The 12,443-nt window shown below is 68.4% G+C and carries 10 protein-coding genes; 6 read left to right on the top strand and 4 right to left on the bottom strand.

The features are described 5' to 3' along the window. The first annotated feature begins 164 nt into the window (after positions 1 to 164). The 6 genes from MPSD_RS04300 (at position 165) to MPSD_RS04275 (ending at position 8,035) form a co-directional block, all read left to right on the top strand. On the top strand, positions 165 to 758 hold the full coding sequence (locus MPSD_RS04300) for a peptide deformylase (RefSeq protein WP_036426947.1): 594 nt from the start codon (positions 165 to 167) through the stop codon (positions 756 to 758). After that, positions 758 to 1,654, top strand: a complete 897-nt coding sequence (locus MPSD_RS04295; RefSeq protein WP_012392691.1) for an N-acetylglutamate synthase, CG3035 family — start codon at positions 758 to 760, stop codon at positions 1,652 to 1,654. The genes MPSD_RS04300 and MPSD_RS04295 overlap by 1 nt, the downstream gene beginning before the upstream one ends. Before the next feature lie 17 nt (positions 1,655 to 1,671). Further along, complete coding sequence (locus tag MPSD_RS04290; protein WP_174524090.1) at positions 1,672 to 2,487, top strand: exodeoxyribonuclease III; 816 nt, start codon at positions 1,672 to 1,674, stop codon at positions 2,485 to 2,487. 143 nt (positions 2,488 to 2,630) lie between these two features. Further along, positions 2,631 to 3,077, top strand: a complete 447-nt coding sequence (locus MPSD_RS04285; protein ID WP_086085301.1) for a hypothetical protein — start codon at positions 2,631 to 2,633, stop codon at positions 3,075 to 3,077. A gap of 49 nt (positions 3,078 to 3,126) precedes the next feature. Next, the gene (locus tag MPSD_RS30495) at positions 3,127 to 7,710 is read left to right on the top strand and encodes a cation-translocating P-type ATPase (RefSeq protein WP_174524091.1); all 4,584 of its coding nucleotides are present in this window, start codon (positions 3,127 to 3,129) and stop codon (positions 7,708 to 7,710) included. Between the two features lie 49 nt (positions 7,711 to 7,759). Further along, a complete protein-coding gene (locus MPSD_RS04275) occupies positions 7,760 to 8,035 on the top strand; it encodes a hypothetical protein (RefSeq protein ID WP_086085304.1) in 276 nt (91 codons plus the stop codon). Between the two features lie 29 nt (positions 8,036 to 8,064). On the opposite strand, the gene MPSD_RS28855 is transcribed toward MPSD_RS04275, so the two are convergent. From MPSD_RS28855 to MPSD_RS04265, 4 genes are read right to left on the bottom strand one after another with little or no spacing between them, the layout of a single operon-like run. Next, a complete protein-coding gene (locus tag MPSD_RS28855) occupies positions 8,065 to 8,574 on the bottom strand; it encodes an ATP-binding protein (protein ID WP_232022750.1) in 510 nt (169 codons plus the stop codon). Beyond that, positions 8,507 to 9,844, bottom strand: coding sequence for a GAF domain-containing SpoIIE family protein phosphatase (locus MPSD_RS28850; protein WP_232022749.1), 1,338 nt, complete (start codon positions 9,842 to 9,844; stop codon positions 8,507 to 8,509). Before MPSD_RS28850 ends, MPSD_RS28855 begins: the two co-directional genes overlap by 68 nt. Next, complete coding sequence (locus MPSD_RS28845) at positions 9,772 to 11,934, bottom strand: ATP-binding response regulator (protein WP_020788772.1); 2,163 nt, start codon at positions 11,932 to 11,934, stop codon at positions 9,772 to 9,774. The genes MPSD_RS28850 and MPSD_RS28845 overlap by 73 nt, the downstream gene beginning before the upstream one ends. Continuing rightward, positions 11,931 to 12,326 carry an STAS domain-containing protein gene (locus MPSD_RS04265; protein ID WP_015354407.1) on the bottom strand — a complete coding sequence of 132 codons (396 nt, stop codon included), beginning with the start codon at positions 12,324 to 12,326 and terminating at the stop codon, positions 11,931 to 11,933. The genes MPSD_RS28845 and MPSD_RS04265 overlap by 4 nt, the downstream gene beginning before the upstream one ends. Positions 12,327 to 12,443: the final 117 nt, after the last annotated feature.

Below are 12,443 nucleotides of genomic sequence, written 5' to 3'. Positions count from 1 at the left end.
TATTCAACCACGCCGGGAACTGTTGCCCCGTAACCGCGACCCGCGAGTCGGCAGATTGGGCGGATTGCCTCCGACCCGGCGTCGCGCCCAACCACCCGACTCCTCCGCCGCCGAGCGGCGGGCGTCGTCACCGGGCCCAGTCGCCCCGCATAAGCTAGCCGACCATGGCAGTGGTTCCTATTCGGATCGTGGGCGATCCAGTCCTGCACACTCCGACTTCTCCCGTCCCGGTCGGAGCCGACGGTTCGCTACCTGCCGATCTGCCCGAGTTGATCGCCACCATGTACGAGACCATGGATGCCGCGCACGGCGTCGGCTTGGCCGCCAACCAGATCGGATACGGCCTGCGGTTGTTTGTCTATGACTGTGCCGACGATCGCGGAAAGGCCGCGCACCGCCGGGGCGTGGTCATCAACCCGGTGCTCGAGACGTCCGAGATCCCCGAGAACATGCCCGACCCGGACAACGACGACGAAGGGTGCCTGTCGGTTCCCGGCGAGTCGTTTGCTACCGGCCGCGCCACCTGGGCCCGCGTTACCGGGCTCGATGCCGAGGGGAACCCCGTCGAGCTCGAAGGCTCCGGCCTGTTCGCGCGCATGCTGCAGCACGAAACCGGGCACCTCGACGGCTATCTATACCTGGACTGCCTCATCGGCCGGCATGCCCGCAGCGCAAAGCGTGCGGTCAAGTCACACGGCTGGGGGGTTCCCGGCCTGTCGTGGTTGCCGGGCGAGGGGCCCGATCCGTTCGGTCACTGATGACGGCGCCGTGGCCGGACCTCGGAACGCGAGTCACGATTCGCTACCGCCGACCGGCCGGGTCCGTCCCGCCGCTGACCGATGCGGTGGGACATCTGCTCGCGATTGCCCCGACGGTGCGCGTGCAAACGAAGACCGGAGCGATCGCCGAGTTCGCGCCGGCCGACGTGGTGGCACTGCGGGTGCTCACCGATGCGCCCATCCGCACCGCCGAGATCAGGGCCCTCGAACATGCGGCGGCCGCGGCGTGGCCCGGCACCGACCGGAGCTGGCTGGACGGCTGGCTGCTACGCGCCTGCCACGGAGCCCCGCTATGCGCTAATTCGGCGGTCCCGCTGGACATTTCGGCCCGCCCCGACTCGATACCCGCGATCCTCGACTGGTACACGCAGCGCGGCCGCACGCCGCGGCTGGCCATTCCCGACCGGCTCATGCCGGATCCGGCCGGCCTGACCGGTGAGCACACCGAACGTGTCCTGGTCGGCGAGGTCGCGACCCGCCAAGCCGACCCGTCGATCACGGTGTCGCCCCGGCCCGACGATGTGTGGCGAGGCCACTGCGACCGCGAGATCGCCGAGCATGCCCTCACCGCGGTCATCGACGGCGAGCTTGCATTCGGTTCCGGCCCGCAAGCGGTGGTCGCACGCGCGGCGGTAACCGACGCGCCGGACGGCACCCGCTGGGTTGGGGTGTCGGCCGCCTGCACCATCGATGACCAGTCCCCGACCGGTCCGGCCGCCCTGCTCTACACGGCGTTGCTGGCCTGGGGCGCCGGCCGAGGTGCGACCCGTGGCTACACCTGCGTGCCCGGCACCGCCACGCCCGGCTGGGCCGAGTCGCTGGGGTTGCGGCCGCACCATCGTCGTCGCTATCTGCGGACACCCGCTAGCCTCTAGCCATGCCCGATGGCACCCTGCGGCTTGCCACCTGGAACGTGAACTCCATTCGCACCCGCCTACCCCGCGTCCTGGACTGGCTGGAGCGCGCCGACGTCGATGTCCTGGCCATTCAAGAGACCAAGTGTTCGGACACCCAGTTTCCGGCGCTGCCGCTGTTCGAACTCGGCTACGAGGTCGCCCACGTTGGTTTCAATCAATGGAACGGCGTGGCCATCGCTTCGCGCGTCGGCATCGACGACGTCCAGATCGGCTTCGATGGCCAGCCCGCCTGGAGCGGCAAGCCAGAGGTCGCCGCGGCCGCCGAAGCTCGCGCGGTGGGCGCAACCTGTGGCGGCGTTCGGGTGTGGAGCCTGTACGTGCCGAACGGCCGCGCGCTGGAGGATCCGCACTACACATACAAGTTGGATTGGCTTGCTGCGCTGCGGGATACGGCCCAATGTTGGCTGAAAAACGATCCCGGCGCGCCGATAGCGCTGGCCGGCGACTTCAACATCGCCCCCACCGATGAGGACGTCTGGAGCACCGAGTTCTTCACCGGGGCCACCCACGTCTCCGAGCCAGAACGCAAGGCGTTCAACGCCATTGTCGATGCACAGTTCACCGATCTGGTACGGCCTTTCACCCCGGGGCCGGGTGTCTACACCTACTGGGACTACACGCAGCTGCGGTTCCCCAAAAAGGAGGGAATGCGCATCGATTTCATCCTGGGCTCGCCGGCATTGGCCGGCCGCGTGGTCGACGCGCAGATCGTTCGGGACGAGCGCAAAGGCAAAGCCCCCAGCGACCACGCACCGGTTTTCGTCGACCTGCGCCCCGGCCCAGCCGCCTAGCCACTGGACACTCCCTAACAATGTTCGTTGTCTGCGCGTTTGTAACGTGGCAGGCTTCTAATAGATGCATGCTGAAGACAGCGCTGTCGATGTTGTGCAGCATGGGACGCAGCGATAGATCGGTGAGAAGTCAGGGAGCAATTATGGGAGTCGTCGGCGGAGCAGTCCGCAACGTTGGTCAAACGGTGAATCGGGCCGCGACGGCGACCACGGCGGCCGCGGGTGCGGTGGGCGGCGCGGCGGTCAACGGCGTCGTCGGTAGCGTCAAGGGAGCCGCCGAAGGCATCCAGCGCGGGCTCAGCACCGGCAGCAAGTCGACACCGGCCGCCGCCTTGGCCATGGGCGCGCTGGGAGTCGCGGGCATCGTGGAATGGCCGATCCTGCTCGCCGTCGGCGGCAGCGCGCTGCTGTTGCGCCGGATGAGTCAGCGGCCCGAGGCCTCCGCACCAGCGGCAAAGGCGAAACTCGCGCCGGTACCCGACCAGGAGGAGCCGGCCAAGGCCGCCCCGCAAAAGGCGCCGGCCAAGACCGCGGCCAAGAAGTCAACCGGCCGTCGAGCGGGCGCCGCCGAACTGCGCAGCACCAATTGATGGCGGCGCTGAGCACCCATTGAGCATTGCTACATCCATAAAAGGGGCTCTGCCGCTGCGCGCGCTCGCCACGGGCATCCAGGCAACCAGCGCGATGGCCACCGCGTCGGTGATGACCACCGCAGCCGTCGCCGCAACCCTGGGCAGGACGACCGGTTCGGTAACCAAGGCGTGTTTGGAGTTCGGTGCCGCGCCGCTACGCGAGGGCGCCAAGGCGCTCTCCGGTGAGCTGTCCCCCGAGACACTCACCCGGCACTGCTGGCGCGGTGCGGGCCGCGCCTGGATCGAGGTTCGCGGCCTCAATGACACACCCGACGGTGAACTCGCACGCATGGTGCGCGAGGCCATGCGCACCCACCCGGGCATCGCGTCGGTTCGGATCAACTACCCGCTGTCGCGGGTTGTCGTGGACATCGATGCGGCTACCTCGTTGCCGCAGCTGTGTCGCCTAGTCGAAGACACCGAAAAGCGTTATCGCGCAACGCAAGACACTTACCGGCCAACGCCCGCTATCAGCCTGCCGGGCGACAGCGTGGTACTGGTGAACCGGGCCGTGACCGTCGCCACCAACGCCGCCGGGCTCGGGCTGGCACTCACCGGCCGGGCGCTGCGCTGGCCGCGGGTGCCGATCACCTTGCTGGCCGGCGTGGTGGCGGTCGACTACCAGCCCCGGCTGCGCAGCCTGCTCGAGGACCGCATCGGCGGGCCGGCGACGGACACGGTCATGACATTGGCCGTAGCCGCGGCAGAAACGCTCACCCAGGCACCGGCATCGTTGTCGGTGGGGCTGGCGATGCAAACCCTCAAAGCCGCCGAAGCCCGGGCGGGGGCACTGGCCTGGCAGCACCACGAACCGGAGTTGGCCCAGTACGCGGAGCAACCGGCGACCAGCGCGCCCTACACCGCGCCCCGGCCGGCACCGGCGCGTGCCGCCGAACGAAATGCCGATCGCTTTGCGCACATTCAGACGATCAGCGCGACGCTGGTCGGGCTGGCCACCCGCAACATGGACATGGCGGCGACCGCCGCGCTGGTGGCGACCCCGAAGGCCAGCCGAACCACCCCGGAGGCGTTTGCCGCTGCGCTTGGTCAGGGTCTGGCACAGCGGCACGGGGTCTTGCCCATGCGGCCGGATTGCCTGCGCCGCCTCGACGAGGTCGACGCGGTCGTCATCGACCCGCGAGTGCTGTGCACCAACAAGCTACGGGTCGCCCGGATTCGCGGCGCGGATGAGGACCAACTGTCGGCGGCGTGGAACCGGGCCCAGTTGCTGCTGGAGCGCGACGATCTGAGCCCGGGGTGGCATGCGGTCCCGGAAAATCCGGATAGCACCGGGGTTTTCGAAGCCGAAGCACTCTTTTTGCCCGCGCATGATCCGCTCGCCTCGGCCGTGGTCGCCGAGGCGCATCGCACCGGAGCGGATCTGGTGTCGGTCGATGACGACTCGCTGGGCGAGCTGCGGCCGGCATTCGACGACATCCGGCCGCTGCGACACGGATCCATCGATGACGCCCTGACCGACGCGGTGGTCGCACTCAGGCAGGCGGGGCGCACCGTTGCGCTGTTGTCGTCGCAGAGCCGCGCCATTTCGTTGGCCGACGTGGCACTTGGTGTACTGCCGCGGACCGCCGACGCCGTCCCACCCTGGTACGCCGATGTGCTGCTGCCCGATCTTGGTGCCGCATGGCGGATCATGCATGCGATTCCTGCCGCCAAGGCGGCACGCCGGCGGGGTATCGAAATATCCGGTGGCGCATCGGCTTTGGGTGCCCTACTGATGGTGCCGGGCGTTCGCGGACTCGGCCCGGGACCGGTGACCACCGGCGCGGGCGCCGGACTGCTGTCGGGGTATCTGCTGGCGCGAAAGGTTGTCGGCGCGCGCCCGCCTCGACCCGCCGCGTTCCACGAATGGCATGCCATGTCCGTTGAGCAGGTCCAGAAACTGTTGCCGCCAACCGACACCTCGCCTCAACCGGGCGCACCCCATTCGACGTTGGCGACCCGCGCCCTCAGCAGCGGCGCGCACGCGGCAAAGCGTGGCGCACAACTCGGCGCCGAGCCCATGCAGGCGATCGGACAGTTCCTCGGCGCGGTCCGCGCAGAACTTTCCGACCCACTGACACCGATGCTGGCTCTGGGCGCAACGGCGAGCGCGGTATTGGGCTCACCCGTTGACGCGGTGATGGTCGGGTCGGTGCTGACCGGTAACTCGATACTGGCCGCAACGCAGCGACTCCGCGCCGAGAGCCGGCTCAACCGCCTACTGGCGCTGCAAATTCCGCCCGCGCGAAAGGTGGTCACCGGCCAGGACGGACAGCCTGGCTACGTCGACGTCGTCGCCGAACAACTGCGGCCCGGCGACGTTATCGAGGTCCGGACCCACGAGGTGGTTCCCGCCGACGCCCGGGTGATCGACGAGACCGATGTCGAAGTCGACGAGTCCGCGCTCACCGGCGAATCGCTGTCGGTGACCAAACAGGTCGAGCCCACACCCGGAGCCGATCTGGCGGACCGTAGCTGCATGCTCTATGCCGGCACCACCGTGGTAGCCGGGACCGCAGTTGCGGTGGTGACCGCGGTCGGGGCGGACACCCAGGAGCGGCGGGCCGCCGACCTGGTGTCCGGCGACCTGTCCAACGTCGGTCTGCAACACCAGCTCAGCCAGCTCACCAACCGGGCCTGGCCGGTCAGCATGACCGGCGGCGCCGTGGTCACCGGACTCGGTCTGCTGCGTCGCCAAGGCCTGCGCCAAGCGGTGGCCAGCGGCATTGCCGTCACCGTGGCCGCGGTGCCCGAAGGCATGCCGCTGGTGGCGACTTTGGCGCAACAAGCCTCGGCGCGCCGGCTCACCCACTTCGGCGCCCTGGTCCGCATCCCGCGATCGGTGGAGGCCCTCGGTCGCGTCGACATGGTTTGCTTCGACAAGACCGGAACGCTCAGCGAGAACCGGCTGCGCGTGGCGCAAGTACATCCCGGCCCCGGCTTTTCGGATCACGATGTACTGCGCTGCGCGGTCCATGCCGCGCCGGCCGCCAACGGTGGACCGCAGGTACACGCCACCGATGTCGCGATCGTGGCAGCGGCACCACCGGAATTGGCCGCCGAACTCGACCGGTCCGACGCTCACCTGCCATTCCGCTCCGGCAGGTCGTTTTCCGCCTCGGTGTCAGACACCGAACTGGGCATCAAAGGCGCCCCGGAGGTGGTGTTGGCCGCCTGCGGAGCCAACGGCCCGAGCATTGACCGCCAGGTCGCTGAACTGGCCGCCGACGGGCTGCGGGTGATCGCGGTGGCGCGGCGCGAGCTGAGCCCACAGCAGGCCCGGACCGTTGTCGACGACCCGGACGCCATCGCTAACTTCTGCCACGACGGCTTGGCCCTGGTGGGCTTTCTAGGGCTGTCCGACACGCCGCGCCCCACGGCAGCGGGTCTGCTCGCCGAGTTGAGCGGACACGGGCTGGACGTGCGGCTGATCACCGGTGATCACCCCATCACCGCCGCGGCCATCGCCGAAGAGCTGGGCCTGCGGGTGAGCGCCAAACAGATCATCAGCGGCGCGCAGTGGGATGCCCTGTCGCGCAAGGACCAGGAGCGTGCGGTCGCCGAGCGCGTGATCTTTGCCCGGATGACACCCGAGAACAAGGTGCAGATCGTGCAGACGCTAGAGCGTGTCGGGCGGGTCTGCGCGATGGTCGGCGACGGCTCCAACGACGCCGCCGCGATCAGGGCGGCCACCGTGGGCATCGGTGTCGTCGCGCATGGCAGTGACCCCGCCAGCGTGGCCGCCGACATGGTGTTGCTCGACGGTCGCATCGAATCACTGCTCCCGTCGATCCTGGAAGGGCGTGAACTGTGGCAGCGGGTGCAGGCGGCCGTTTCAGTGTTGTTGGGCGGCAACGCCGGTGAAGTGGCATTCGCCATCATCGGCAGCGCCATCACGGGAACCTCGCCGTTGAACACCCGGCAACTGCTGCTGGTGAACATGCTCACCGATGCGCTACCCGCCGCGGCGCTGGCGGTCAGCAAGCCGCGCGGCCAGACCGACCCCAACGCGCGCGGACCGGATCAGCAGGCGCTGTGGCGAGCGGTCGGCGTTCGCGGCACCACCACCGCTGCGGCGGCCACCGCCGCCTGGATGATGGCCGGGGTGACCGGATTGCCGCGTCGGGCATCCACGGTGGGATTGGTCGCCCTGGTGAGCGCGCAGCTGGGCCAAACCCTGCTGGACTCACACGACTGGCTGGTGGTCCTCACCGCGCTGGGCTCACTGGCCGCGATGGGTACCCTGATCAGTATTCCTATCGTCAGCGAACTGCTCGGTTGTACCCCGCTCGACCCGGTCGGGTGGGCGCAGGCCCTGGGAGCCGCCGCTGCTGCGACCGCCGCGATGGCCGTTGTGGACCGTGTTCTGGATGGTCGTGCTCAGCAGCCGGATCCTCCAGCCCCTCCTGCACCCAACACGAGCACGTCACCGACACCCGAACCCGCGACGGCTCCCGCTGGACGATCTCCACGAGCCCGACGCGCCACGACAGCGCATAAATCTCCCGCAACGGCACAGTCAGCACCGCAGCAAACGACGAAACTAGCGGATCGGCCAGGGCGTCGGTCCTCGACATACTTCAGACGGTGACCGCACGACCCTGCTCGGCGGCAAACCCTTCGTTACTGGAAGGCAAATGATGGTGGAAAAGCAGGCGCGCAGAGCGGTTTCACAGCGCGATGCGGTGAAGAAAATCAGGGAAAGCGAGACTTTCGTGGTGAATCTGCCATTCGTCGGCCAGGTTGAGGTCCCCCGGCCTGAGCAGCTGGCCTACTACGGCGGTCTGGCCGCACTGGCCGCACTCGAACTCATCGAATGGCCGGTAGCGGTGGTCATCGCCGCCGGTCACGTCATGGCGAGCAATCACCACAACCGGCTCCTCGAGGAGCTCGGCGAGGCGATGGAGGAGGCCTAGCTAGTTCACGGCCAGAGTTCACGGCCAGTTCACGGCCAGTCCACGGTGGCGGCGTCGAACTGCAACACGACTCGTGTGCCCTGCGGGGTACGGACGGTTTCGACCTGGTTCGCGAGCCCGCTCATCACCGTGAGACCGCGCCCGCGCCGCTGGCTGCGCAGGCTGGCCGACGGGTCTCCGGTCCACCGGCCCTGGTCACTGACGGTGACCGCAATCGCATCCTGATCCAGGAATGCCTCGACGGACACCGTCTTGCCGGCGTCACAGCCGCTGCCGTGCTCGATCGCATTGGTGACCGCCTCGCCCGTCGCGAGCAGGATGGCACCCTTGCGCACGGGTTCGACCCCGATCGCGGTCAGCCACTGCGCCATCCGCCGGCGCGCCACCGGGATCTCGGCCGGGACGGCGGTCAACACGGTGGCGAAGCTGCGCGGACCGGCATGGCTGGGACGCAGCGCCAGCACCACGACATCATCGCGGTAGCCCTCGGCCGGGCACATCCGGTGCAGGAGTTCGGCGCACACCGCCGCCACCGGCATGGCGGAGCAGTCCGCCGCCGCATCCGCCAGCCGGGCAAAGCCGTCGTCGAGAGTCTCCCCCCGCCCGCTCCATCAACCCGTCGGTATAGAAGATGATCAAACTTCCCGCGGGCAGGTCCGCACGCGCGGTGACGTCGGTCGAGTCGGTCCCACGGGTGGCCACCGGCGGACGCCGTCCCGACTTGAGGAAGACCGGGCTGGCATTCGGGGAGACCACCAACGGATACGGATGTCCCGCGCAGATGTAGCTCATGGCGCCGGCACCCGCCGGTGTGGTGTCGATCAGGGCGTAGGCGACCGTGGCGCAGCTGGCGCCGGGAACGGTTGCCGCATATTTGTCCAGCGCTCCCAGAACATCGGCGGGTTCGGCGGTGTTCAGCGCGGAGGCGGCCACGGCGGCACGAAGTCTGCTCATCACGATCGCCGCGGCCAGGCCGTGACCGACGACGTCACCAACGGATATCGCGATCCTGCCCGGATGCGCCAGCGGCGTCACCGAATACCAGTCACCACCCACGCGCATCGCTTCGCCGGCCGGTTGGTACACCGCCGATACCACCGCGCTGGTCGATCCCCGGTCCAGGTCCAGGAGATGCTCCTGGAAGTCGACGGCAATGCGATGTTCGCGGGTCATGACGCGCACCCGATCCAGTGCGATCTGGGTAATCTCGGCGGTCCGGGTGAACATCTCGAGTTCGGACGCGTCGAATTGTCGCGGAGTGGGCCACAGCAGGGTCAGCACCCCGATGACACGTCCGTCGGCGTTGCGCAGCGGTTGGGCGACACAGGCCCGAACAATTTCGGCGGTGTCCTGCACCGCGTGCTGATAGCGCGGGGGCAGGTCCAGCGTGTCGGTGATCAGCATCGGCTCGCCGCGGTGAATGACGTCGGTTCCCACCAGCGGGCTGTCCAGCCTGGCCACGTGGTAGCGATCGCGCAATTCCGCGGGGATTGCGCCGGCATACTCGAACCGGACATAGTCCCCGTCGACAACTCCGATTGCCGCCGCGGCCGCGTCACCCGACGCCAGGCGGTAGTGCAGGACGGCCGCGAGGATTCCGGCCACCGAGTCGGTGGCCTGTAGGGCGGCGTCGAGCTGCATGAGCCTGGCGGCGAGTCCCTGACGGGTGCGCTCGCGGGCAACGGCGGCCAGCCGCGAGGTCACCCGCTCCACCAGCTCCTGGGAACGGAAGGGCTTCAACAGATAATCGTCGGCGCCACCGGCGAAGCCATCGCTGACGGCCTCCGCTCCGGCCCTGGCCGACAACATCCGGACTGGCGTGGCCGCCAGCCCGGATCCGCGCGGATGGCGGCGATGAACTCGAAACCGTCCAGACCGGGCATCATCACATCGGTCACCACCAGGTCGGGGTGCAGGCTGCGGGTTGCGTTGAGCGCGGACTCACCATCGGCGACCAGAACGGTCTCCCAATGCGGCGATAGCACTCGATGCAGATGGGCCCGCATGTCCGCGTTGTCGTCGGCGATCAGCACCAGCTGGCGGGGCTGTTCCGGTGCCGCCTGTACCTGCGCGGGCGATGAGACCAACCACTGGCTGGCCTCCTCCACGTACGGGTTGGTCTCATCAAGCAAGGCGGCCGGCGACTGGTCGGCGGCCGCACCGGTCGGCGACCTCGGCAGCCGGATGGTGACCGCGGTGCCGCGCCCCGGTTCGCTGTCGATGTGCACGGTTCCGCGTTGCAGCTCAACCAGACCGCGTACCAGGGACAGCCCGATCCCGCTGCCCTCGGCACTGCGGTCGCCGGCATTCTCGGCGCGATAGAACCGCTCGAACAGACGCTGCAGGTCGGCTGGCGCAATCCCGGTTCCGGTGTCGCGCACCACGAGTCGGCAGTGCGCGGCCTCGCTGCGCACCTCGACGGCGGTCGATCCTTTCATTGTGTATTTGACCGCGTTGGACAGCAGATTGAGCACGATGGTTTCCCACATGCCCGGATCGACATCGGCCAGCGCTGGCGCGCAGTCGAGTGCAAGGTCGAGCCCGGCGCGGGCGCAGAGTTCGGTGAACGACGACGCGATATGCGACGTCAGCGTGCCCACGTCGGTGCACACCAGCCGCGCGGTTGCGCGACCGGCTTCGATCCGCGAGAACGCCAGCAGCGAGTCGACCATCCGTTGCAAACGCCGCGCATTGCGTCGTGCGGTATCGAGCCGATCGGCCAAGACGGTGTCGCCGCCGGCGTCGGCGAGCGCATCCTCGACCGTACCGAGCAACAGGGTTAGCGGAGTGCGGAACTCGTGGCTGACGTTGGTCAAAAACGCGGTCTTGGCGCGATCGAGCTCCGCTAGCGCATCGGCTCGCTGCCGTTGCCGTTCGTAGGAGACCACCGATGCCAGCGCCGCCGACAGCTGATCGACGAGCAGCTGGCAGAAGCCCCGATACAGCGCATCCAATGGGCGCCGCGGGCTGATGCCGATCACCACCGCCCCGGGGGTCGAGCCCTCACTCAACGGCAACACCAGCGCCTGGGTCGGGCAGTCGTCGGTGAAAACCTCGCAGATGCCGGGAATCACCCGGGCAAGCTCACCGACCACATGCGCCGACTCCCGTGACCGCGAAGCCATGTCCCAGTCCGTCAGCTCGGCCAGCAGCTGGGGCAAGACGGGCAAAACCGACGGTGTGGCTCCCCGCAGCGTGATCCGATGCTGGCCGGCGCCGGCATCGGCACCGTCGGCGGCCACATACACCGCGATGAACGGAGGGTCCGCGGGCTGCGCGGCACACGCGGTGACGGCCGCACCGATCGCGTCGTCGATGGTGTGGGTCTCCAGCACGGCCGACGCCACCGCATTGAGCAGATGCAGACGCCGATCGCTCAACACCCGTTGCGTCGTTTCGATGACCGCGCAGAAGATGGCCGGGACGGCCCCGCCACTGATGATCGGGCTGTAGGTGAAGGTGAAGTAGCGCTCTTGCGGAACGCCTGCCGTCATCAACAGCAGCATCAGATCGGTCGACCAGGTGGCCTTGCCGGTCGCAACGACGCCGGCGAGCATCGGCCCGATCCCCGTCCAAATCTCGGGCCACACCGCCTTCCCGGCACTGCCCAGCGCCGCCGGGTGCTTGTCGCCCAAGATCTGGGCATAGGCGTCGTTGTACATCAGGAACAGGTCGGTCGGGCTCAGCCACAACACGATGGGAAACCGCGAAGTCAGGGTCATCGCCACCGCCGCACGCACTTCGGGTGCCCAGTCCCCGGGCGGGCCCAACCGATGGTGTGCCCAGTCGAACTCGGCGAAGCGGCGCCCCATCTCGCCGCCCAGCGCGATCGCGGCCTGCAGGTCCTCGGGCAACGGTTGCCTATTGGGCGTCCCCGGGGCCGCAGCGTTGGCGCTCATCGTGGCCGCTCGACATCCTCGAGATCGTGCTCACCGGGTTTGCCGGGCCGCAATGCCCCGGCCAGCGTCGGGTAAATCTCGAAGATGCGATCCAGCTCGGTAACTTGGATCGGCGCAAGCACCTGCCCGTGGTCGGCCACCAGCCGCACCGATGTGCCCGCCGCCATCCCCTGTTCATGACACTCCAGCACCGCGTTCAATCCCGCGCTACCGAAGAAGGTCACCGGCTGCAGATCGATGACGACCAGGCGCGCAGGGTGGGTCGCCGCCAATTGCATGGCAGCCGCCAGATGGACGACGAGCTGCTCGACGGTGCTCGAATCGACATCACCCTTGGCCCGCACCACGACGGTGTCCTGGCGAACCTCATGCTCGACCGCCAGCAGGTCCATGGCCTTCACCGCCCGCGAATGTGTCAAACGTTAGGCGGCTGAGACAGGGAGCCCGATCCACCGTCTGCACCGTCCAGGATTAGCTAGAGCCTAACCCGATCCCCACCGCGCGGTCTG

Source organism: Mycobacterium pseudoshottsii JCM 15466, assembly GCF_003584745.1.
GTDB classification, from domain to species: Bacteria; Actinomycetota; Actinomycetes; order Mycobacteriales; family Mycobacteriaceae; genus Mycobacterium; species Mycobacterium marinum.
The sequence above is the reverse complement of the archived record's forward strand: the minus strand, read 5'-3'. Positions and strand labels throughout refer to the sequence as shown.